21 protein-coding genes are annotated in these 20,953 nt (G+C 65.9%); 7 read left to right on the forward strand and 14 right to left on the reverse strand.

Features of this window, described 5'->3' with window-relative positions:
• Positions 1–254: 254 nt before the first annotated feature.
• The gene (locus HBF32_RS19765; protein ID WP_425482257.1) at positions 255–635 is read left to right on the forward strand and encodes an immunity 8 family protein; all 381 of its coding nucleotides are present in this window, start codon (positions 255–257) and stop codon (positions 633–635) included.
• A gap of 56 nt (positions 636–691) precedes the next feature.
• Here the strand turns inward: HBF32_RS19765 and HBF32_RS18605 are convergent, their stop codons facing one another.
• Complete coding sequence (locus tag HBF32_RS18605; protein WP_166701309.1) at positions 692–1,204, reverse strand: lipocalin family protein; 513 nt, start codon at positions 1,202–1,204, stop codon at positions 692–694.
• A 165-nt stretch (positions 1,205–1,369) separates the two neighbouring features.
• On the opposite strand from HBF32_RS18605, the gene HBF32_RS18610 reads away from it, so the two are divergent.
• Positions 1,370–1,735 carry a hypothetical protein gene (locus tag HBF32_RS18610; protein ID WP_166701310.1) on the forward strand — a complete coding sequence of 122 codons (366 nt, stop codon included), beginning with the start codon at positions 1,370–1,372 and terminating at the stop codon, positions 1,733–1,735.
• A 49-nt stretch (positions 1,736–1,784) separates the two neighbouring features.
• Here HBF32_RS18610 and HBF32_RS18615 read toward each other — a convergent pair whose 3' ends face one another.
• The 3 genes from HBF32_RS18615 to HBF32_RS18625 form a co-directional block, all read right to left on the reverse strand.
• On the reverse strand, positions 1,785–2,333 hold the full coding sequence (locus HBF32_RS18615) for a HutD/Ves family protein (RefSeq protein ID WP_166701311.1): 549 nt from the start codon (positions 2,331–2,333) through the stop codon (positions 1,785–1,787).
• Complete coding sequence (gene dinG, locus HBF32_RS18620) at positions 2,330–4,426, reverse strand: ATP-dependent DNA helicase DinG (RefSeq protein WP_166701395.1); 2,097 nt, start codon at positions 4,424–4,426, stop codon at positions 2,330–2,332. The genes HBF32_RS18615 and dinG overlap by 4 nt, the downstream gene beginning before the upstream one ends.
• A 66-nt stretch (positions 4,427–4,492) precedes the next feature.
• Positions 4,493–4,780 carry a DUF2188 domain-containing protein gene (locus HBF32_RS18625; RefSeq protein WP_166701312.1) on the reverse strand — a complete coding sequence of 96 codons (288 nt, stop codon included), beginning with the start codon at positions 4,778–4,780 and terminating at the stop codon, positions 4,493–4,495.
• 259 nt (positions 4,781–5,039) lie between these two features.
• Here HBF32_RS18625 and HBF32_RS18630 point away from each other — a divergent pair, with 259 nt between their 5' ends.
• Both HBF32_RS18630 and HBF32_RS18635 read left to right on the forward strand, forming a co-directional pair.
• The gene (locus tag HBF32_RS18630) at positions 5,040–5,996 is read left to right on the forward strand and encodes an ABC transporter ATP-binding protein (RefSeq protein ID WP_166701313.1); all 957 of its coding nucleotides are present in this window, start codon (positions 5,040–5,042) and stop codon (positions 5,994–5,996) included.
• A complete protein-coding gene (locus HBF32_RS18635; RefSeq protein WP_166701314.1) occupies positions 5,993–6,754 on the forward strand; it encodes an ABC transporter permease in 762 nt (253 codons plus the stop codon). The genes HBF32_RS18630 and HBF32_RS18635 overlap by 4 nt, the downstream gene beginning before the upstream one ends.
• A gap of 47 nt (positions 6,755–6,801) precedes the next feature.
• Here HBF32_RS18635 and HBF32_RS18640 read toward each other — a convergent pair whose 3' ends face one another.
• Entirely contained in the window at positions 6,802–7,308 is a 507-nt protein-coding gene (locus tag HBF32_RS18640) for a DUF1993 domain-containing protein (protein ID WP_166701315.1), read from the reverse strand.
• Between the two features lie 110 nt (positions 7,309–7,418).
• Between HBF32_RS18640 and HBF32_RS18645 the strand changes: the two genes are divergently transcribed.
• Positions 7,419–8,117 carry a VIT1/CCC1 transporter family protein gene (locus tag HBF32_RS18645; RefSeq protein WP_166701396.1) on the forward strand — a complete coding sequence of 233 codons (699 nt, stop codon included), beginning with the start codon at positions 7,419–7,421 and terminating at the stop codon, positions 8,115–8,117.
• A gap of 54 nt (positions 8,118–8,171) precedes the next feature.
• Here the strand turns inward: HBF32_RS18645 and HBF32_RS18650 are convergent, their stop codons facing one another.
• From HBF32_RS18650 to HBF32_RS18665, 4 genes are all read right to left on the reverse strand, one after another.
• The gene (locus HBF32_RS18650) at positions 8,172–9,536 is read right to left on the reverse strand and encodes a diguanylate cyclase (protein ID WP_166701316.1); all 1,365 of its coding nucleotides are present in this window, start codon (positions 9,534–9,536) and stop codon (positions 8,172–8,174) included.
• 58 nt (positions 9,537–9,594) lie between these two features.
• Positions 9,595–10,857: a TCR/Tet family MFS transporter gene (locus HBF32_RS18655; RefSeq protein ID WP_425482258.1), complete on the reverse strand. Its 1,263-nt coding sequence runs from the start codon at positions 10,855–10,857 to the stop codon at positions 9,595–9,597.
• A gap of 13 nt (positions 10,858–10,870) precedes the next feature.
• Entirely contained in the window at positions 10,871–12,052 is a 1,182-nt protein-coding gene (locus HBF32_RS18660; RefSeq protein WP_166701318.1) for a cation:proton antiporter, read from the reverse strand.
• A 135-nt stretch (positions 12,053–12,187) separates the two neighbouring features.
• Complete coding sequence (locus HBF32_RS18665) at positions 12,188–12,532, reverse strand: EF-hand domain-containing protein (RefSeq protein WP_166701319.1); 345 nt, start codon at positions 12,530–12,532, stop codon at positions 12,188–12,190.
• Positions 12,533–12,627: 95 nt separating this feature from the next.
• Here HBF32_RS18665 and cysK point away from each other — a divergent pair, with 95 nt between their 5' ends.
• Both cysK and HBF32_RS18675 read left to right on the forward strand, forming a co-directional pair.
• Positions 12,628–13,584 carry a cysteine synthase A gene (gene cysK, locus HBF32_RS18670; protein ID WP_166701320.1) on the forward strand — a complete coding sequence of 319 codons (957 nt, stop codon included), beginning with the start codon at positions 12,628–12,630 and terminating at the stop codon, positions 13,582–13,584.
• 202 nt (positions 13,585–13,786) lie between these two features.
• A complete protein-coding gene (locus tag HBF32_RS18675) occupies positions 13,787–14,167 on the forward strand; it encodes a hypothetical protein (RefSeq protein WP_166701321.1) in 381 nt (126 codons plus the stop codon).
• On the opposite strand, the gene HBF32_RS18680 is transcribed toward HBF32_RS18675, so the two are convergent.
• From HBF32_RS18680 to folE, 5 genes are read right to left on the reverse strand one after another with little or no spacing between them, the layout of a single operon-like run.
• Positions 14,161–15,378: a toprim domain-containing protein gene (locus HBF32_RS18680; protein WP_166701322.1), complete on the reverse strand. Its 1,218-nt coding sequence runs from the start codon at positions 15,376–15,378 to the stop codon at positions 14,161–14,163. The genes HBF32_RS18675 and HBF32_RS18680 overlap by 7 nt on opposite strands.
• Positions 15,378–18,170, reverse strand: coding sequence for an AAA family ATPase (locus tag HBF32_RS18685; RefSeq protein WP_166701323.1), 2,793 nt, complete (start codon positions 18,168–18,170; stop codon positions 15,378–15,380). The genes HBF32_RS18680 and HBF32_RS18685 overlap by 1 nt, the downstream gene beginning before the upstream one ends.
• Positions 18,163–18,894, reverse strand: a complete 732-nt coding sequence (locus HBF32_RS18690; protein WP_166701324.1) for a hypothetical protein — start codon at positions 18,892–18,894, stop codon at positions 18,163–18,165. Before HBF32_RS18690 ends, HBF32_RS18685 begins: the two co-directional genes overlap by 8 nt.
• On the reverse strand, positions 18,887–20,203 hold the full coding sequence (locus tag HBF32_RS18695) for a hypothetical protein (RefSeq protein ID WP_166701325.1): 1,317 nt from the start codon (positions 20,201–20,203) through the stop codon (positions 18,887–18,889). Before HBF32_RS18695 ends, HBF32_RS18690 begins: the two co-directional genes overlap by 8 nt.
• 9 nt (positions 20,204–20,212) lie before the next feature.
• Positions 20,213–20,809: a GTP cyclohydrolase I FolE gene (gene folE / locus HBF32_RS18700; RefSeq protein WP_166701326.1), complete on the reverse strand. Its 597-nt coding sequence runs from the start codon at positions 20,807–20,809 to the stop codon at positions 20,213–20,215.
• Positions 20,810–20,953: the final 144 nt, after the last annotated feature.

Raw genomic sequence — 20,953 nt, forward strand, 5'->3', positions numbered from 1 at the left:
CTCAGCCTGCTTGATAAACCCGATGATCTGCTCGGTGGTGAAACGACTCTTCTTCATATCCGTCCTCGTGATTGACGGACTTTACAGCTTCATGTGGTAGGGCTCAGTGGGGGCAGGTCAGAGGCAGTATAGATTTCCGGCAGAGAAAGGTGGCTCAAGAGCCGTCACTGGTGTCCAGGCAAATCTTGAATCGAGGAATGTCCCACAAGGAAGGTGGGAGAATAACGGCCATATCGATATAACACGGTGAAGCTATGAGAGCAGAATTGAAATCGATATCGAGCTCGGACGTAGACATGCCGAGTTTTATACCCGCTGTCAGTGATCGTTTCGGGTTCTGGTGTCATGCTCGAATTGGAAGCCAGGGCAGTGACAGTGCCGATCTTTTTCAGTTCTGCATATGTACGCCAGCTTGGCTGATTTCTGAACGGCTGTGCGGGAATCTCGCCAACGCTTCATTCGGTCGAAATCTCATTCTTGTGTTCTCTTACGACTTTAATGAGATAGTTGAATTGGTCGGATCATATGCTCAGTCATGCGAGGGAGATACATGGGATGAGATTGCGACGAAGCTAGCCCGGGTTGGTGAATGGGAATTCGATGACTATAAACACTATTCTCCGCAGAACCGATGAGGAGTCTCTGGGCGACGCCCCTTGTCTTGTAAACCTTCCATAGGGATTGATCTGCATTAGTCCAGTTCACCCGAAATCACCAGCGGCGCCAAGTCATAGCCCATAGCGGCAGCCCGCTCCTTGAGCAAAGAGAACGTCGCCTCATCCATCCCCGGCGTACGCGAGAGAATCCAAAGATACTTCCGCCCCGGCTCCCCAACCATCGCCCACCGATAATCATCGTCGAGAGCGATGACCCAATAGTCCGCCCACACCATGGGCAGCCACGACAGCCATTTCGGTGCGAAGCGCACTTCCAGCTTGCCCTGTGAAAACGGTTCCGGACGTCGCGCCACACCGTCGCTTGCGATGGCGGACCCATCGGCCGTGACGCATTCGTTGTGCACCGCAACGGTGCCATCGGCGCGGAGTGTGTAGGTGGCCGTGACCGGCCCTGTGCACTTGCGCTGGAAGTACATCGGCAGCCGGGCGATTTCATGCCACGTACCGGCATAGCGCTCGAGGTCGAGATGGCTGACGGGGGCGAGGGGCTGGGTGGCGATGGGGCCGGCCCTGGATGGTGCAGGCATGGCTGGATTCCGTGGGGACGACCCCCTACGATGCGCATGGGGAGTGAACCTCGTTTGAACCACGCCGTTGCGGTAGGGGGCCGCCACTGCATGGACATGAATCCACTACATAGGCTCTGGCCGTTGCTCAGGCGGTTGCGCGAGCGCTTGGCTACGAGCGCGGCCGTGCGTTACGACCGGGATGCCGGGACCATTCTCTTCCACCCGAAGCGCTTCCGTCTGGAAGAGGTTCCGGCGGACAGCATCGTTCGTATCGAAGCGGGGAATCGCGACGATCTACCTGGCGTCGCCTGGGAAACGGTATTCCTGTTCTTTCATCTCGACGATGGCGAGGTGTTTGTCGTGTCCGAGCATGATCGCGGCTTTCTGGCGCTGGTGAACGATCTTCGTGTCTTCTTTCCGCGAATCGTCGATTGGAGGCAGGCTGTTCCTCCGGTGCCGTTCCAGCTGACGTCCGTCGATCTATGGGCGCGGCAAAAGCCGGGGGGTGGCGGCGACTCAGGGAATCTGGACGCGGAGAGCGCGGCCTGAGGTTCGGCGCGAAGCAAGTCGCTGGGCCCTGTCTTCGCAGGGGCGACGATCAGGTGTCGTTGCGTTTGATCCGCACCAGGAGCGCTGCCGCTTCATCAGCGAGTTCGATCTTGCAGGGGGCGGTAAGCGTGTCGCCGGGTGCGCACGCGACGCCGTCGACGACGGCGGTTCCGCGAGCCACGTGCAACAACGCCACATCGTCGGCTTCGAGCCGGTTCGGCCCGTAGACGACATTGATCGTGCCGCTGGCCTTTCCCCGTCGAACCATCAGGTTGAAATCCCGTGTCGCTCCGCCGGCGAGCGTTACCTCGACGGCAGCTTCGCCTGGAAAGGCAAACGGCACGCAGGGTGTCGTCAACGCGTGTTCGTGTCCCGCATCCAGCGTCATCGTGAACCCGTCACCCTGGAGCAGCACGATGGTCCGGTCGACGCCGGGAAAGCGTGAAAACGGCGAAGCCGTGTCCACGTCGGCGATGCTCGCGCGCCAGAGGAAATCGTCCATCGACGCTCCCGCCGGTTCGACCGCTATCTCGCGGGTCATGCCAAGCCCGTTCTTCCACGGCACGGCTTTCAGGTCGTCGAATCGGAGGATGCTCATGCGACGCGCTCGATCTCGCGGGCGAAAGGAGGAAGCGCGCGAAGCATGCCCGTGCCGTAGCGCTTGGTGACGACGCGACGATCGAGCAACACGATCCGTCCCGTATCGGTTTCCGTGCGAATCAGGCGACCGCAGTACTGCGTAAGCAGCCGCGTGGCATCCGGCACGCTTACTTCGATGAAGGGATTGCGGCCGCGCGATTCCAGCCATTCCGCATACGTGGCACCTACCGGATCGGTGGGCACCGCGAAGGGAAGCTGCGTGACCACCACGGTCTCGCAGAGCTTGCCGGGAAGATCGAGGCCCTCGCCGAAGGAAGCGAGGCCGAACAGCGTGCTGCCCTTGCCGGCTTCGATATCCGCGCAGTGCTCCGCGATCAGCTGGGCCTTCGACAACGAGCCCTGCGCGCGTACCTTGCGCACGAATTCGATGGGAAGGATCTGCAACACGCGATCCAGCTTGGCGCGCGACGTGAACAGCACGAGGTTGCCGGCGTCCCAGTCGAGGTGCTTCGCCAGCCATTCGGAAACCTCGCGTGCGTGACCCTCGCGATCGTCCGGCAGCGTGTTCAGCGCAGGCACGGCGAGGGTGGCCTGTCGTTCCAGGTCGAAGGGCGAGGGCAGGCTGATCGTCACGGCTTCGTTGGGCAATCCCACCGAATCGGCGAAGCCGCGGAAATTTCCGCCGGCACTGAGCGTAGCCGACGTCATGACCACGGCGGACGCGTTGTCCCACAACACGCTTCGCAGCAAACCGCCGGCCGATACCGCCGAGGCATGGCAAACCAGCTGTTGTTCCGGGGTCATGCTGACCCAGCGTGCGAGCGGCGGACCGTTCTCGCGATCGTCGGTCGACCACGCGTACCAAGTGCGCACCTGCCGGTCGAGGCGTTCCAGCGCCACGCCGAGTTCGCGCGACAGGGCTTCCTGCGTGGGACCGCCGGCCTCCATCTCCACGACGGTGCGGCGCACGGTGCGCAACCAGCGCTGGATGTCCTTCGTGATGAGGTGCAGGTGCTCCGCGTGCATCTTCCAGTTTTCCGGGAGCTGTCCGAGCGAGGCGCGGAACACGGGCTCCGTCTCGCTCGACGAAGGCGTCCACGACATGCGGATCTCGCGCTCGATCTCCTCCAGCGCGTTCGACATCTCGAGCATCTTCTCGTCGCCGGCTTCCAGCGTCAGGTTGCCGATGCTTTCCTTGTCGGTGAGCGAATAGGCGCCGTGAATCTGGTTCTGCAGGCGGCCGATGCGGCGCACGGCCGTGGCGAGATGCACATCGGCAGCGCCGCGGTCGATCGCCTTGCCGGGCACGTGGTGGGCCTCGTCGAAGATGTACAGCGTCTCCTCCGGCTTGGGCAGGATCACGCCGCCAAAGGTGTCCTCGTCACGCGGCATCGTGAGGTCGGCGAGCACCAGGTCCTGGTTGGCGACCACGATGTCGGCTTCGCCGATGGCGCGGCGGGCGACGAAGAACGGGCACGCGGCGAACGCACCGCACTTCCGGCCGGTGCAGCCGCCGGCGCTCGTGGTGATCATGCCGCGCACGAGATCGGACAAGGGCTCGGGGCTCATGTCGATATCGCCGTTCCATTCGCGCGATTCGAACATCCTGCCCAGTTTCTCGATGGCCTTGGTGTCGCGTTCGGCCGGTGGCCGCGACCACAGCGCGAGGTCGGCGTCGAATTCGAAGCCGCTCTGCGCAGAAGGCTCGGCCCCTGCCATCCGCAGGTTGCGCGGGCAAAGGTAGCGAGCGCGACCCTTCGCGAGCGCGACCTTGGCCTCGACACTGCAAAGGCTGAGGTACTGGGGAATATCACGCTGGACCAGCTGCTCTTGGAGCGCGACCGTCGCCGTGGCGATCACCAGCTTCTTCTTCTGCGCCCGGGCCGCTTCGAGACCCGCGATGAGATAGGCCATCGATTTGCCGGTACCGGTGGGCGCCTCGATCACGGCGGCCCCAGCGGGTTCGGAGAGCGCCTTGGCCACCTCGGCGATCATCTTCAGCTGCGCGGCGCGACCGCGGAACCCCGCAAGGCCGTCCTTCAGCCGCGCATAGGCGGCGCGGATCGCGGCTTTGGTGTCGTCGGTGAGCATGGGCGGGGTACGGGAGGGCAAGGCAACCCTGCAAGGTTACCTTATCGACGTCTCACCCCACGAACCTCAGGCGTGGCGCCGGTTCATCCCCGCAGGCGGCGTGCCCGCGCCGGCCACCAGGCCGGCCACCACGTAGTTGTGTTCCGTCCACGTGCCGTCGGCTTGCTGAATGTGGATCTCCACGGGACGGCCGAGTTCGGCGGACAGGCCGGGTGCGATGGCCTCGGCGGCACCAAGAGCGGCCGCCTGCGAATCGTAGGGGCCGAGGAGGAGGGATGCCGCACGGCGCACGATCCACGGTCCCTGTGTCGATTCGCTGTACGGAATGAACAGTTGGGCGGAACTCGAAGCCATGGAACCCTCGCGAAGGCAGGTGTACCAGACGGACGAGGCCGCTGATGCGGCCCCTGGAGTGACGCTACGCCCGGTGGGCTAAAAAAGCCGTTAAGCCTTACGTGACAACGATTTACGGCCGACCTCGGCCCATCGGAAGCAGTCCGGCGAGTGAGTGTTGATGAGGCCGCTGGCTTCCATCCAGGCGAACGCCAAGCCTCGCCCCCATGCGCGTTCGGGTCTACCATCGCCCGCTTACCCTCCGAACAAGCGGGTTCCCATGCCGCCACTCGACGCGACAACGCCCAGGTCCGACGCCATCGTCGCCGTGCACGGGCTTTCCAAGACCTACAAGATCGGCTTCCAGGCGCTCAAGCGCGTGGACCTGGAAATCCGCCGCGGCGAGATCTTCGCACTGCTGGGTCCCAACGGCGCAGGCAAGACCACGCTGATCAGCATCGTCTGCGGCATCGTCAACGGCAGCGAAGGGACGGTGACCGTCGACGGGCACGACATCGTGCGCGATTACCGCGCGGCACGCGGTCTCATCGGCCTCGTCCCGCAGGAACTCTCCACCGACGCCTTCGAGAGCGTCTGGGCCACGGTGAAGTTCAGCCGCGGGTTGTTCGGCAAGGCGCCGGACCCGGCTCACCTGGAAAAAGTCCTCCGCGAGCTTTCGCTCTGGGAGAAGAAGGATGCGAAGATCATGACGCTTTCCGGCGGCATGAAACGCCGCGTGCTGATCGCGAAGGCCCTGGCCCACGAGCCGCGCGTGCTCTTCCTCGACGAGCCGACCGCCGGCGTCGACGTGGAGCTGCGCCACGACATGTGGCAGATGGTCCGTCGCCTGCGGGAGTCGGGCGTCACCATCATCCTCACCACGCACTACATCGAGGAAGCCGAGCAGATGGCCGACCGGATCGGCGTCATCCATCGGGGCGAGTTGGTGCTGGTGGAAGACAAGCACACGCTGATGCGCAAGCTGGGCAAGAAGCAGTTGTCGCTGCAATTGCAGACTCCCCTCCAGGTGTTGCCGGAAGGCCTCGCCGAATGGCCGCTCGAACTTTCGGCCGACGGCGGGAGCCTCACCTACACCTTCGACGCGCAGGGCGAACACACCGGCATCGCGGAACTGCTGCGCAAGCTCGGCACGCTGGGCATCGATTTCAAGGACCTGCATTCGAGCGAGAGTTCGCTCGAAGACATCTTCGTCAGCCTGGTGAGGAGCCGCGCATGAACCTCTACGCGATCCGCGCCATCTACCGCTTCGAGATGGCGCGCACGTTTCGCACGCTGATGCAGAGCATCGCCTCGCCGGTGCTCTCCACGTCGCTATACTTCGTCGTCTTCGGTGCCGCCATCGGCTCGCGCATGGGGGCGATAGACGGCGTGAGCTACGGCGCCTTCATCATTCCCGGCCTCATCATGCTTTCGTTGCTCAACGAGAGCATTTCCAATGCGTCGTTCGGCATCTACATGCCGAAGTGGGCGGGCACGATCTACGAACTGCTCTCGGCGCCCGTGTCGTACGTGGAGGTGGTGCTGGGTTACGTGGGCGCGGCGGCGACGAAGTCGGTGATCCTCGGCTTGCTGATCCTGGTCACGGCACGGCTTTTCGTCGACTACGAGATCCTGCATCCCTTCTGGATGGTGGCCTTCCTGCTGCTCACCGCCGTCACCTTCAGCCTGTTCGGTTTCATCATCGGCCTGTGGGCCGACGACTTCCAGAAACTGCAGGTGGTGCCGCTGATGGTGATCACGCCGTTGACCTTCCTCGGCGGAAGCTTCTATTCCATTTCGATGCTTCCGCCGGTGTGGCAGAAGATCACGCTGTTCAATCCGGTGGTCTACCTGGTGAACGGTTTCCGCTGGAGTTTCTACGGCAAGGCGGACGTGGACGTCGTGGTCAGCGTGGGCGCCACGGTGGGCTTCCTGGTGATTTGTCTCGGCATCGTCTGGTGGATCTTCCGCACCGGGTGGAAGCTGAAGTCGTAGGCTCCGCCGAAGTCGCCGCGCCCCTGCCTTCGCAGGGGCGCAGTGATTCACGGCTTGCCCATGTAATCCATCTTGCCCAGCGCCACGCCCGCGCCGCGCAGGATCGCGTAGGCCGTGGTCGAGTGGAAGAACACGTTCGGCAGCACGAAGGCGAGCAGATAATCCTGGCCGCGGAAGTGCATTTCGCCCGAGCGCAGCGGCAGGACGATATCGCGGTCTTCGCTGCCGTCGATGTCTTGGGGCTTGAACTGCTTGAGCATGCCGACGACGGTCTCGATGCGTTTCTGCAGATCGTCGAACGTCGTTTCGTTGTCTTCCATCTTCGGCACGTCCTTGCCGGCGAGACGGTAGGCGGCACCCTTCGCCATATCCGTCGCGATCTGCACCTGGCGGGCCAGCGGGAACATGTCCGGGGTAATGCGCGTATGCAGCATCACCTCGTGGGCGATGTTCTTCTCGGCGGCGTGCGCCGCGCCCTTGGCCAGCACGCCGGACAGGTTGGTCAGCGCGCGGACGAGGACGGGTACGCAGGTCTGGTACATGGAGATGGACATGGGGTCGTGGGCTCTTGTCGTGATTGGCGGCCCGCGGGCCGCGGCGCCGTATTGTGCGGTGTCGTGGCTCGCGCGTCGACGCCCGTCCCGGTAGGATCGGCGGCATGATCTTGCGAATCCGCCACCGGGAACGCCATCGCCTCGACCGCATCGGCTGGCTTCGCGCCGCCGTGCTCGGCGCCAACGACGGCATCCTGTCCACGGCGAGTCTTCTGGTCGGCGTCGCCTCGGCACCGCAGGCGAGGCCATCCGACATCATGATCGCCGGCGTGGCGGGCCTCGTGGCGGGCGCCATGTCGATGGCGGCGGGCGAGTACGTCTCCGTGAGTTCGCAGGCCGACAGCGAGCAGGCCGAGCTGGCGCGCGAGTTGCACGAATTGCGCGAGGACCCGAAGGGCGAGCACAAGGAACTGACCGAGATCTACGTTCGCCGGGGACTGGATCGCGAGCTGGCCGATCGCGTGGCGGAGCAATTGATGGCCCACGACGCGCTCGGGGCCCATGCGCGCGACGAGCTGGGGCTGTCGGTCACGACGGCGGCACGTCCGCTGCAAGCCGCCGCCGCATCGGCGATGAGCTTCGCCAGCGGCGCGATCCTCCCGATCCTGGCGGTCCTCCTGTCGACAAGAAACCTGGCGGTGCCTGTCACCGTGGGTGTGTCGCTGCTGGGCCTGGCGATCCTCGGCGCGGCTTCCGCCGGCATGGCAGGGGCTTCGGTGCCGCGCGGCGTCGCGCGCGTATTGTTGTGGGGCGCGCTGGCCATGGCGTTTACCGCGGTGGTGGGGCGCCTGTTCGGCGTCGCCGCATAGCTCGGTGGGCGCGATTCCGCAGGAGCCGCTAAGCGACTCCTGCGGGAGTGGATCTCAGCCTGCGACGCAGCGGTTGCGACCGCCGTTCTTGGCCGTGTAGAGGGCGAGGTCGGCGCGATCGAACACCGACTGCGGCGTGTCGCCCGGCTGGAACTGGGCAAGGCCGATGGATGCCGTGACGCGTACCGGCTGCCGGCTCGCGTGGAAGGCGAGGTGCTGGATCTTGCCGCGCAGGCGCTCGCACACCTGCAACGACTCGGCTTCGTCCGCGCCGTCGAAGATCACGATGAATTCCTCGCCCCCGTAGCGCGCCACGAAATCGCACGGGCGCACATGCTTCAGCAGTGCCTGGCCGATGATGCGCAGGACGGCGTCGCCCGCCGTGTGGCCGTAGGTGTCGTTGATGCTCTTGAAGTGGTCGATGTCGATCGCCGCGATGCCGAGCGGACGGGAGGTGGCCTGCCAACTCTCGAAAGCCGCTTCGATGCGCTTCTCGTAGGCGAGGCGGTTGGGCATGCCGATCATCGTGTCGGTCTGCGCGAGTTCGTGCTCGCGTTCGAGCGACCGCTGCAGGGTGTTGCGCTCGGTTTCCAGCTGTTCGATGCGCTGGCGCATCTTTTCGGCGCGTTCGCGATAGGCGGTGAGACGCGCGCCCTCGCGGTCGCGGAAATCGCGGAAGCAGAGCGCGATGGTCTCCAGGCTGTGGTTCACGCGCTCGCGCAGTTCGTGCGCGTCGTCGATCTCGAGCGCGGCCTCGCTGAGCAGGCGCATCTCGTGCGCCACCGAGGCGTCCAGCGCCTGTCCGTTCGACTCGCCGGTGGACTGGTCGGCCAGCTCGCGCGACATGTACTGGCTCATCTCGTCGAGACGGCCGGTGACGTGGCGGAGCACCACCTGCAAGGCGTCGATCTCGCGCTGCAGGCCGATGCGCTGTTCGTTGATCAGGTCGGCCAGGCGGTCGCCGCAGGCCGCGAGGGCGACGAGGTCGCCGGCATCCGCCACCTGGTGGCGCAGGTCGTGCGCACGGTCCGCCAGGCGCGGCAGGACCACGATGCGATCCACCAGCCGGCTGAGCGACGACTGCACGGACGAGCCGTGCTCCGTCCGCTGCGGGCGGCCGATGGAGATCGAGCGCTCCTGGTAGGTGGCGATCGGCTGCTCGCCCAGTGCCTGGATCGCTTCGGCCAGGCCGTTTACCAGCGGCTCCAGGGCAAGCGGCTCCATCGGCCCCGACAGGGCGGCCGAGAGGCGTTCGATATGGGGATCCACGCGGTCGTGCGCGCCGTGGGCGACACGGCCGAGGCAACCTACCAGCTGGCGAAGGAGCGATTCCGCGGTGCGCCATTGCGCCTCTTCACGGGTCATCCGCTCCACGGCTTCGTGATACTTGCTTTCCCAGAGCTGGTTGTCCAAACGCACGCTCCGACCGTCGCGTCAGTTGCCAATCCGGGGCACATCATACGATGAAGTTTGCGGATTAGCTCACGTTTTCAGGGGCCATGGCGGGCTCCGGTTCACCCCGGGTTGCGCGTATAGCCACCACGGCGCCGACGGCCACGAGGGCGGCAGCGACGAGGAACGGCATGCCCGCCACATGGAAGGTCCGGGCCGGGTCGATCCAGAACGCGAAGATCTGGGCGAACAGGTAGGGTCCGAAGATGCCGGCGAAGCTGCCCAGGCTGGTCACGCCACCTTGCAGGCGACCTTGCTCGTCGGGCGCCACGTGCCGGGTCATGATCGACTGGATCGGCGGACCGGCCAGGCCCCAGAGCGACATCAGCGGAATGCCGACGAGGAATGCCCAGCCCGAGGAGGCGAGGCCCATCGTGGCGAACGCCGCGGCGCCGAAGACCAGGCCCGCGACCATGACCCGCCGTTCGCCGAACCGGGCCACGAGGCGGCCCGTGAGGAAGGCCTGCACCGTGCCGTCGCAGGCGCCCACCAGCGCCAGTACGTAGCCCACCTGTTGCGGTCCCCACCCGTAGCGGTAGTCGGCATAGAGCACGAACACCGTCTGCAAGACATAGTGGGCCAGGTAGAACGTGAACATCACCACCGAAAGGCCGAACACCTGCGGGTTCCGGCGCAGGAGCTTCATCGCGCCCAGCGGGTGGGCAGTGTGCGGCTCGAAACGCGCCGCGCGTTTCTCCGGCGGAAGCGACTCCGGCAGGATGAAGAAGCCATAGAGGAAGTTGGTCAGTGCCAGTCCCGCGGCGACCCAGAACGGCAGGCGCAGGTCGATCCCGCCGAGGAAGCCACCCAGGGCGGGGCCGATGATGAAGCCGATGCCGAAGGCGCCGCCGAGCATGCCGAACGCGGCCGCGCGCTTCTCCGGCGGGGTCACGTCCGCGATATAGGCGTTCGCCGTGGTGAAACTCGCCGCCGTCATGCCGGAGACGACGCGGCCGACGAACAGCAGCCACAGCGACGGCGCGACCGCCATGAAGATGAAATCCAGGCCGAGGCCGAGATTGGAAAGCAGCACCACGGGGCGCCGTCCGAAGCGATCGGACAGGGCTCCCTGGATGGGCGAGCAGATGAACTGCACGATCGCGAAGACGGTGCCGAAGATGCCCACCCACCATGCCGCGTTCGAGACGGTGCCGCCGGTCATCTTTTCGATCAGGTGCGGCAGCACCGGAATGATGATGCCGAAGGCGAGGATGTCGATCAGCACCGTGACGAAGATGAAGATCACGGCGGCACGGCGAACGGGGGTGTGGCTAGGCGATTCCATGATTCGATACGGGAGTTCAGACCAGTTGTTTCAGGCGCGGTGCCACGATGGGCACCGTAAGCATCGTGCTCGCCACGGCCATAAGCAGCAGCGCGGTGAAGGTTTCGCTGGTGATCACCTGCCGGTCGAGCAGGATGTTGACGAAGATGATCATGATCAGCGCCTTGGTCTGCAACAGCCAGCCGATAGTCCAGGCATCGCCGCGGCGCCAGCCGAGAAGCTTGCCGGCCAGGCCGACTCCCGCGAGCTTGCCCCCTACGGACGCGACGAGCAACACCCCCGCGGCGATGAATACCGCCGTCCCGCCCATCGACCAGTTCGTGCGCAGGCCCGTGGAGAGGAAGAAGACCGGCATCACGACCAGCAGCACGTTGTGACGCAGCGTGTCCACGTGCTCCAGCGCGAACCAGTCGCGGTCCATGATCGCGCCGGCGAGGAAGGCACCCACCATGTAGTGCAGGCCCGACCAGTCGGCGCCGTACGCGCAGACCGCCAGCCATATGAGCCCGACATACCAGCGGTCGGTTTCCTTCAACCGCCGCATCAGCCGGCGGAAGAGCCAGGCCGCGACCGCGAAACCGGCGAGGAAGGCGGCCTGGTGACCCACGCGCTTCCAGTCGAGCAGGATGATGGCGAGGACGCCCCAGATCGCCACGTCGTCGAGGCTGGCGTAACGCAGCACGCGCATGCCCAACGGTTCGCGCAGGACGTCGAGTTTTTCCAGCAGGAGGATGAGGATGGGGAGCGCGGTCACCGCACACGACATGCCCACGCCGAGCACGAACTGCCATGGCTCGGCGGCCTCGCCCATCCAGCCGCCGCGCCAGGCGAGCATGCCCACCGCGGCGGCGCAGCCGACGATCAGCGGTCCGGCCAGGGCCAGGGCGGCGGTGGTCCCGCACTCGCGGCGGCGCCGCCATACCTCGTGCAGGTCCAGTTCGAGCCCCGCGAGCCATACGAACACCATCACGGCCCACCAGGCGATGCCGTTGAGTGCGCCGATGACGGGCGGGGCGAACACCGTGGCGTAATAATCGGGAAAGATCTTGCCCAACACCCCGGGCCCCAGCACGATGCCGACCACGATCTGCACCACCACCAGCGGCGCCCAGTAATCGGTACGACCCACGCGCCAGATCAGGTACGGCACGGCAAGGATGATCGCCATCGCGATCAGGAACATTTCGGTCGTATTCATCGGCCCTCCCCAGGGAGCGCCGAGCATAGCCGAACATATGCGGTAGCGCGCCTCCTGTAGGAGCCGCTATAGCGGCGAGGAGGCCTTGCCTCACCGCTTCGTCGCTTCGTTGGCTTCTCGCCGCTATAGCGGCTCCTACAGCGGCGGTTGGGCGAGTTCTTTCGCGTTCAATACGCCATCGTGGTTCCGGTCCAGCTTGTGGAACTGGTGGATGAGGTTGCGCTGGAATTCCTCGAGGTGCACGGGCCGGGCGCCGGGGCGCGTGGGGCCGTCGTTCGCGTCGAGCACCCCATCGCCGTTCACGTCCATGCGCAGGAAGCCCTGGCTCATGTAGCGCACGTATTCCGCCTCGTCGATGTGGCCGTCGCCGTTGCCGTCCATCCGGCGCAGATACTCCGTTGGGGTGCGCGGGAAGTCCTGGGCGAAGACGGGTGTCACAAGGACGAAACCGGCAAGCAGGGCGTAAGGACGTCTGTTCATGGACGGGCAGTCTGAGCGATCGCCGGAGGTTTGTCGCCCCATGCCGTGCGGGAGTACCTTTGGTTCCTGGCAGACCCCACCCAAGGAACGCTTCCATGATCCACGACAGCATCCTCGACACCATCGGCCGTACCCCGGTGGTGCGCTTGCATCGCATCGCTCCCTCTCACGTCACGCTCTATGCGAAGGTGGAATCGTTCAATCCCGGCGGATCGGTGAAGGACCGCCTGGCCATCGCCGTCATCCTCGATGCGGAACAGAAGGGCCTGCTGATGCCCGGCGATACCGTGATCGAGGCCACCTCCGGGAATACCGGCGTCGCCCTCGCGATGGTCTGCGCGGCGAAGGGTTACAAGTTCGTCGCGACGATGGCCGACAGCTTCTCGGTGGAGCGCCGCAAGTTGATGCGCGCCTATGGCGCCAAGGTGATCCTCACGCCCGCGGCCGAGCGCGGCAGCGGCATGGTTCGACGCGCGGAGGAGCTTGCGGCGAAGCACGGCTGGTTCCTGCCCCGGCAGTTCCAGAACCCGGCGAACCCGGCCTACCACCGCAACACGACGGCCGCCGAGATCCAGCAGGACTTCGCCGGCCGCCGGCTCGATGCCTTCGTTACCGGGTGGGGAACGGGCGGTACGCTCACCGGCGTGGGCGAGGTGCTGAAGGTGGCGCGTCCGGAGGTCAAGATCGTGGTGGCCGAGCCGGCGGTGGCGTCGATGCTGCAGGACAAGCCCTGGTCGCCGCACAAGATCCAGGGTTGGACGCCGGACTTCGTGCCCGACGTGCTGAACCGGAAGATCTTCGACCTGGACCTGACCGTGGAGGAAGTGGAGGCGCGCGACACGGCACGCCGCCTTGCCGCCGAGGAAGGCCTGTTCGTCGGCGTATCCGCCGGCGCGACGGTGGCGGCGGCGCTCAAGTACGCCAAGGACGCGGAAAAGGGCAGCGTCATCCTCGCCATGCTCCCGGACACGGGCGAGCGTTACCTGTCGACCTTCTTGTTCGAAGGCGTGGAAGAGGGCTCCGACGACGCCTGGCTGAACGGCTTGTCCTGATCCGAGCCGCGCGCCTGTAGGAGCCGCTATAGCGGCGAGAGCCATCTTGCGAAGTGCCGCGAGGTTTTCTCGCCGCTATAGCGGCTCCTACAAAGCGGTGGCCAATTTGCGGGGCGCCATCATGCCCGCGCCACGTCGGCACTGCGTTCCCGTCACGTGTGACAAGTCAGCTTGGTGCCTCAAACGAAGGAGGCCAGCTGTCATGACATTTTTCCGCAGCAAGAGCGTCGGCGAGGAACTGCTTGGCCGAGCCCATCGCCTCGCGGGCGCCGCCATGGGCAATCATCCGCGCGAGGCGCTCGGGGCGGCACGCGAATATGCCGGCCGTGCCGGCGCGCTGGCCAGCGACGCCTTCGGTGGCGCGAGCCGCCGGGTGCGCCGGCATCCGGCCATCAGCGTTGCCGTCGGTGTAGGCATCGGCGCGCTCGTCACCGCCTATCTGCTCTCGCGCCAGCGGGCACGCATGCATGACGACTACGACGAGCACGACCCGACACGCCAGCGGCCGACCAACAGCAGCGGCGATGCATTGGACGGATCGGGCGAGGATAACTCCGCGCCCGGGGAGACTGGTCTTTACTGATCGATCCAGGTGGAAAGGTCGAGCGCTTCCTGCTCGCCTTTGCGGCCATGCTCAGCAAGGGCATCGGCAAGCGCAGCCAGCGTGGGGTGAAGGCCGGCGCGGGGAAGCCCGGCGAGGAGCAGGAGGTCATGATCGGTGAGCGGTTTTCTCCGCCCCGTTGCGATCAGGGCGGCAGGCGACATCGCCAGCGGCTTCCAGCGTGAACCCCAGGGCTTCGACGCGCGCATCGCGATCGCGATGCCTGCGGGATCGGGATCGGCCGCTATGAGCGCTGGCACGGGCACGAGCCTGGAAAGGACTTGCATGGCTTCCAGCCACCAATCGGGAACGTAGCCGGGCATCCAGACAACGGCGAACCGGTCGCCCGATGTCCTCGCCAAGCCCTCGAAGCTGGTCCGGTTCTCCACCAACACCCAGGCAAGCGGGCCACCTTCGATACGCTCGATGCCTGAAACAGTGAGCGGACTCAAGGCGATCATGTCGGGTATCGGCGAAAGGTCCACGTGCCTGCCTCCGCGAAAGCCCAAGCGGAGCGGTGCACGTAGCCAGAGCGCGGGCGTGTGCCGGGAAATGCCGAGTTCATCCAGGTCGACATGGTTGGCCATCCAGTGCCAATCGGCGGCGGTCATGCCATGGGTGTCGTCTACCGCGAACTGGGCAAAGCTATTCCGGGTACCGTTCAGCCCGCCGGCGCACCATGTGTCCAGCTTCGCCACGAGAGCCGCCCGGCGAATCAGCGTTCGCATGGCCAGCGTGCGCAGGCTGGCATGCAGTCCGGCGAGTCGTTCATCCTTCGGAGGTGACGCCAGCGCTTCGGCGCGGCGGGCCGCTTCGGTGTCGCGGCGGGGCAGGTTGAGCCTGTCGCGTAATCCGTCGGCGTCGAGCCAGCGCATGGCGACGATGTCCCACTGGCTGCCCCTCCGTTTCTCGCTCAGCTCGATCCACCCCTGGGTCAGCAGGTAATCGGCGGCGGCGATGGCGACATGGCGAGCGTTGCCCGCCTTTGCGAATAGCGTCCTGCCCTTGACGGTGCTGCCGTTGCCGCGCAACAGGTCGACCACCAGTGCACGCTCTTCCCCGAGCAGGGTGGCGATGCTCCGGGCACCGGCGTCCGCGAGCCGCCACCGGGCAAGGCGGCTCGCCGAGGCATAGCTGGTACGGATGCCCTCCTCGTCGGGCGACCCCCATGTCCGGTCGGTCGCCCTCGTCATCACGCCACCTCGGTGCGGCGACGCAGCACGGCCAGCGGCTGGGCCCATGTCGCCCCTGGCCGGCGCTTGCTGGTCACCAGCGTGAGGTCGGATGGCTGGAACACGTTGACGTTGTGCGTGGCGGGCGTGGTGAGGATGTACTGGGCGCGCGTGGACTTCAGGAACGCGCCTACCTTGTCGATGTTGAAGATATCCAGGTGGGCAAACGGTTCGTCGATGAAGACGAAGCCGCCTGGACGGTCCTCGTCGCGCATCAGCGCCACGAGCAGCAGTAGCGATTTCATTACCTGCTGACCGCCGGACGCTTCGCCGTCGTCCATGCCGATCCAACCCTTCTTGTCGAATTCGAAGCGCACGTGCAGCGCGGCAGAGGCGAGGGCGAGGTCGTCGTTGCTGAGTTCCGGAAGATCGACGTCGACGCCGATGCCGGCCAGTTCCGCGAGTACCTTCAGGTTCTTCGCGTAACGGCGGACGGTGTTGCGCAGCACCTGGATGTAGGCACCGCGGGCTTCGTGGGTGATTCGCGAAGCGCGCTCGAGATGAAGGCGGCGCTTCTCCAGGTCGTGTTTCAGGCCTTCGTGATCCGAAAGCAGCTTCTCGCGCAGGGCGAGCACGCTGGGGTCCTGCTCCCAATGGCCTTCCTCGAGGCGGCGCTCCACGCGTTCGATCTCGCGACGCACCGCCGCGGGCGATTCGTAGCGTTCGCGCAATGCCGTGTTCGCGCTCCGGCTGCGGTAGTGCAGGGGCACATGGGTGCGCTTGGTGCGGAAGGCCTTCAGCCGTTCGACCTGCTCGCCGCGCAACTGGTGATGCTGGCGCACGGCGTCCGCGAGCTGCCGCTGCACGTCGCGCTGTTCGCGCGCCGCGTTGTCGCGCGCGTTGGAGGTTTTCAGGCGCTTCTCGCGTACGGCTTCGTAATGGGCTTCCGCCGCCACGTGGCTGTCGGCCGTGCGCTGCACGTCCTCGCGCAATCGCGTCTGCTGTTCGTGCGCCTCCGCGAACTCGTCGGCGCGGTCCGCGAGCTGGCTGCTGGCGCTGGCGCCGCGCAGCACGGCTTCGGCATCGCTGGCTCGGGCCAGGGCTTCCTTGCGTTCGGTGGCAATGTCGCGTAGGCGGCCCTCGATGTCGCGCAGCTTCGCCTCGCCGTCGCGGAGCTGGCGCTCGCGGGCCGAGGCGCCAAAGTACATGTCGTCCACGCCAAGGTGGCGGCCGCCACGGCGTTCGCGGAAATAGCCCTGCGGCGTGATCCAGTCCTGCTCGCGGCCGAACTTCGAGCCCTCGGCCACGTCGTCCACGCGACGGATGCGATCGAGGTTGCGCAGCAGCCAGTCGGGGGCGGCGGCCGAGAATGCCACCACTTCCAGCAGTGAGCCGTGCGTCGCGGTTTCCGCGGGTGCGCGATCGGCGACGACGAAATGCCTGTAGCGATGCTGCTCGCCAAGTTTCCATGCCCTCTCGCGATCGCGCGGGTCGTCCAGCAGCACCACGTGGCGGTAACCGGCGAGCACCGCTTCCACCGCCGGCTGCCAGCGCGGCTCGACGATCTCCACGATTTCGCTGAGCATGCTGTGACGGATGCCGGCCTCGTCGAGCGCACGGCGGAACGAGGCCTCGAAATCCGGCGTGTAGCGCCGGCCGTTGCGCCAGGCAGCAAGCTGGCTGGTCAGGGTGGCGAGGTCCTGGCGGAGGCGTCCTTCTTCCCCTTGCAACTGGTTCGCGAGGGCGCGTGCGTCCCGCGCCACGTCGGCCAGCCGTTCATGGTCGGCCCCGCCCTGCGCGGTAAGCATCTCGCGCAGCCGGGTCTCCTGCTTGATCAGCAAGTCGTTCTGCGCCAGTTCCGCGCGTGCGGCATCGAGGCTCTTCTGCGTCTGCTGGCGCGCGAGGTCGGCCTCGTGCTGTTCGGCGCGCAGCGACTCGCCGGCGGCGTCCCATTCCCCGAGCTGGCGGGTGAGTTCGGCGTCGCGGCGTTCGAGCTCCGCGACGCGGCGCTTCACTCCCGTGAGCTGCGGACGGGCCCCGCGGATGCCGGCGCCGAGATCGGCGAGTTCCGTGCGTGGCAGGATGTCCGACACCAGGTCGACACGCTCGGTCTTCAGCGCGTTCCATTCCTGGAAGGAGCGCGCACGTGCCTCGGCTTCCTGCAGGCTCACGCCGATGAGCGACAGCTGGTGTTCGAGGCCATGCTGCTCGCGATCGGCCTCCATCTGTTCGCTGCGCGCCCGCTGGTAGTCGTCGAGCACGGCCTTGTCGCCGAACACGTCGAAGACGAGTTCGAGCAGCGCTTTTGGCGGCAACTGGCACAGTTTGTCGGTCGCGCCCTGTTCGAGAGTGAGCACGCGGCGGATGGCCTGCGAAAGACCGGCGCCTTCCAGCCGCACGCGATACTCGCGCAGGCCCAGGAATTCGCCCCTCTCCTCGATGTCCTCGATGCTCACGTCGCCGCCGAGCACGGCGTACTGGCGCGTCCACTCGCCGCCCTTCTTCTGGATGCGGCAGGCGAGGGTGACCTCGCGGTCCATCAATGGAAAGAAGGGGCGTTCGCCGCTTGGCCCCGGAACGTTGCCGACCCGGGCGCGCAGCCATGCGAAGGGCTTGCCGTTGTGGCGCAGGTAGCTCTTGTAGTCGCGATTGCCGGCGCAGTCGATGGTAAGAAGGGTGCGCAGGGCATCCAGCAGCGTGGTCTTTCCCGAGCCGTTCGGACCGACGACCGTGACGATGTTCGTGTCCAGTGGCAGGCTGAAACGCTGCCAGTAATCCCAGTGCACGACTTCGAGGTTGCGGAAATCAAACACTCTGATTCTCCTCGCCGTCTTCCATGGCCTCGTCAAGCTCCTCGCTGTCGCCCGCGGCTTCGACGAACGGTCGATTTGCGGTCTCGGCGAGCAGATCGCCCAATGCGCCGTCAAGGATCCGGCGAGCGGTACGTTCGTAATCGAATGCCAGGTCCAGCAGCGGCCCTTCGGCGATCAGGCGGCCTGCGCTTCCTTCGCCGCGGCGCCGTACGATGAAACCCAGGCGGGCCAGGGTCCCCAGCAGAATATTGATGCGCATTTTCCCGCCGAGCTTCTCGCCGAAATCGGCCAGGAGCGTGCGCTCGGCGATGACCGGCGAGATGGTGGGGTCGCGCGGAATGGGCTTTTCCTCGGCGAACATCTGGCTCTGCGAGGCGGCGGCTTCCACTTCCTGCCGTTCCACCTGGCGCTGGCGCTTGGGTAGCACGATGAGCGCCCAGAGCACCACCAGCAGCGCCACGCCGTCGCGATCGAGCTGCATCGTGTTGGATATCCAGCTGTCGCTGCCGCCGAAGACCGCGCGCTCGCTCTTCTTCGATACGGCCAGGCCGATGTAGGCAGCATAAGGATGTTCCCGGAGTTCCAGCCCAACGGCCTCGAGTCGTCGGTCGAGTTCTTCGCGGTAGGCATCGTCGAGCAGTGCCTTGCGCGCCTGCGCGTCGTCGCGCGGCAGCCAGCGCTGCGCGAGCAGGCGGGTGACCAGGCTGGCGGTATCGTCATGCATCGGTGGTGTCCTTCGCTCCATCGCGCGGGCGCAGGCGCCCGGAGCTAATCAGGGCAATCTGGGGCAGGTCGGTCGAAACGAGAGGCTTCCCCGAGTCGATTTCCAGGGCAAGCGGCAAGCGGGCCAGTTCGGCGGTACCTCCTTCCAGCGCTGCCGATTCCGGGTCGCCAAGCAAGCCCAGCAGGGACAGGCGATAGGCGGACAAGGCGTAGTCGTCGCCGATCAGGGTCGTTTCAAGCTCGCGTGGCGCCTCGATGGCGGCCAACTCGGCATGCCATTCTTCGAGGAAGCGCAAGTCTTCCTCGTCCACCGGGAGATCGGCGGTATTCGGCGGTTCTTCCGCTGTCGGCAACCCGGTGACGGCGGCGGCAACGCGCTCGCGCTCGAGCAGTTCGTACTCGGCCACGTCCAGCGCGATCTGGTCGTGCACGAACGCGGCAGGCAGGGGCAGCAACAGCTGGCCGTCCTCGAAGGCAGCAAGGCCGGCGGCATCCTGAGCCCTCAGCCAGCCGACGAGATCGGAAGAGGACAGGCCGGTGCGACCCAGGTGCACGCGATGCTGGTCGATCTTGTTGAGTTCGCGTTGGAATATGCCAGCCTGGCGCAGGAGCGCGCTCTGCGCTCGCCCCACTGCCTGGGCGAGACGGTGTACCGCAGGCTCCAGTTCGTCCTCGCGGGTGATGGCGGCGACGATTTCCGTGCCCTTCTCTACCCAGGTCCATACCGATTCGAGACGCTCGGACGCGCGACGTATGCGGTGTTCCGAGCCCGATAGCACGGCCCTGTCGAAGTCCTCTTTCAGCTCCGTGAGCCGCGAGAGCAAATGGCCGAGTTCGTCGGTGGATATCCGGCCCAATGACTGACCCGCGGCGAGCTGCGCGGTGAGATAGCCGAGGCCATCGTCGTCGCCCTGCTCGAATTCGAGCATTGTCGCCAAGGCGCCGAGCGCCTTGCGACCCAGGTTACCGACGCGGTAACGCGTGGTTTCCGCGTCGTAGACAAGAAGATCGTGGTCCTTCAGCCGTTGGACGACGGTTTCGAGTTTCACCGGATCGACGAACGCCAGCTGATCTCGGATCTCCTGTGGCGCCCACTCCGTGGCATGGGATCGGGCACCGAGGGTGCGCAACACCAGCAGGCGCAGGAGTACCTGCGTCTCGCCGCCGTGAAAGAGGGCGGAAAACGCACGCAACAGGCCGCGTCCGCGCAAAAGCGGAAACAGGATCGGCAGGTCCTCCGCGACGATGCCGTCGCGGAAAAGATCCTGCAGGCGTTCGTCGTGGACGGCGGTGTCGGTCTGGCCGCTCAAGACTGGCGACTAACGGCGGTCGACGCCGACGAAGCGGAGGAACTCGCCGCGAGTGCGCGGGTCCTCGCGGAAGCTGCCGAGCATCTGGCTGGTGATCATCGACACGCCGCGCTTGTGCACGCCGCGCGTGGTCATGCATTCGTGGCTGGCCTCGATCACCACGCCGACGCCGCGCGGGTGCAGCGTGTCCTCGATGCAGTGGGCGATCTGCGCGGTGAGCTTTTCCTGTACCTGGAAACGGCGGGCGAAGCCGTCCACCACGCGGGCCAGCTTGCTGATGCCGACCACGCGATCGGTGGGCACGTAGCCCACATGGGCACGGCCGATGATCGGTGCCATGTGGTGTTCGCAGTGGCTTTCGAACTCGATGTCGCGCAGCACGATCATCTCGTCGTAGCCCTCCACTTCCTGGAAGGTGCGCCGCAGGTACTCGGCCGGGTCTTCGTCATAGCCCCTGAACCAGTCCGAGTAGGCCTTCACCACGCGCTTGGGGGTGTCGAGCAGGCCTTCGCGCTTCGGATCGTCGCCCGCCCACAGAAGCAGCGTGCGCACGGCCTCCTCGGCCTGTTCGCGGCTGACCGGACGGGACTTGGCGTCGTCGCTCATCGGGGATGGTTCCTTCGGGGATGCAAACAGCCATTGTACCGCTGTTGCCTTTCGGGGATTGCAGCGTTGTGTGGGAGCCGCTTCAGTGGCGATGGGTGCTCGCCGGGAGATTGCCCGCTGCCGCGGGATCGCCGGCACAGCCGG

The organism is Luteibacter yeojuensis (genome assembly GCF_011742875.1).
Lineage (GTDB): Bacteria > Pseudomonadota > Gammaproteobacteria > Xanthomonadales > Rhodanobacteraceae > Luteibacter > Luteibacter yeojuensis.

Bases quoted from the DNA above. Each gene is read 5' to 3' on its own strand.
- cysK (WP_166701320.1), top strand. From the start codon at position 12,628: ATGATCCACGACAGCATCCTCGACACCATCGGCCGTACCCCGGTGGTG.
- HBF32_RS18675 (WP_166701321.1), top strand. From the start codon at position 13,787: ATGACATTTTTCCGCAGCAAGAGCGTCGGCGAGGAACTGCTTGGCCGA.
- HBF32_RS18635 (WP_166701314.1), top strand. From the start codon at position 5,993: ATGAACCTCTACGCGATCCGCGCCATCTACCGCTTCGAGATGGCGCGC.
- HBF32_RS18605 (WP_166701309.1), bottom strand. From the start codon at position 1,204: ATGCCTGCACCATCCAGGGCCGGCCCCATCGCCACCCAGCCCCTCGCC.
- dinG (WP_166701395.1), bottom strand. From the start codon at position 4,426: ATGCTCACCGACGACACCAAAGCCGCGATCCGCGCCGCCTATGCGCGG.
- HBF32_RS18625 (WP_166701312.1), bottom strand. From the start codon at position 4,780: ATGGCTTCGAGTTCCGCCCAACTGTTCATTCCGTACAGCGAATCGACA.
- HBF32_RS18665 (WP_166701319.1), bottom strand. From the start codon at position 12,532: ATGAACAGACGTCCTTACGCCCTGCTTGCCGGTTTCGTCCTTGTGACA.
- HBF32_RS18630 (WP_166701313.1), top strand. From the start codon at position 5,040: ATGCCGCCACTCGACGCGACAACGCCCAGGTCCGACGCCATCGTCGCC.
- HBF32_RS18640 (WP_166701315.1), bottom strand. From the start codon at position 7,308: ATGTCCATCTCCATGTACCAGACCTGCGTACCCGTCCTCGTCCGCGCG.
- HBF32_RS18615 (WP_166701311.1), bottom strand. From the start codon at position 2,333: ATGAGCATCCTCCGATTCGACGACCTGAAAGCCGTGCCGTGGAAGAAC.
- HBF32_RS18660 (WP_166701318.1), bottom strand. From the start codon at position 12,052: ATGAATACGACCGAAATGTTCCTGATCGCGATGGCGATCATCCTTGCC.
- HBF32_RS18690 (WP_166701324.1), bottom strand. From the start codon at position 18,894: ATGCATGACGATACCGCCAGCCTGGTCACCCGCCTGCTCGCGCAGCGC.
- HBF32_RS18680 (WP_166701322.1), bottom strand. From the start codon at position 15,378: ATGACGAGGGCGACCGACCGGACATGGGGGTCGCCCGACGAGGAGGGC.
- folE (WP_166701326.1), bottom strand. From the start codon at position 20,809: ATGAGCGACGACGCCAAGTCCCGTCCGGTCAGCCGCGAACAGGCCGAG.
- HBF32_RS19765 (WP_425482257.1), top strand. From the start codon at position 255: ATGAGAGCAGAATTGAAATCGATATCGAGCTCGGACGTAGACATGCCG.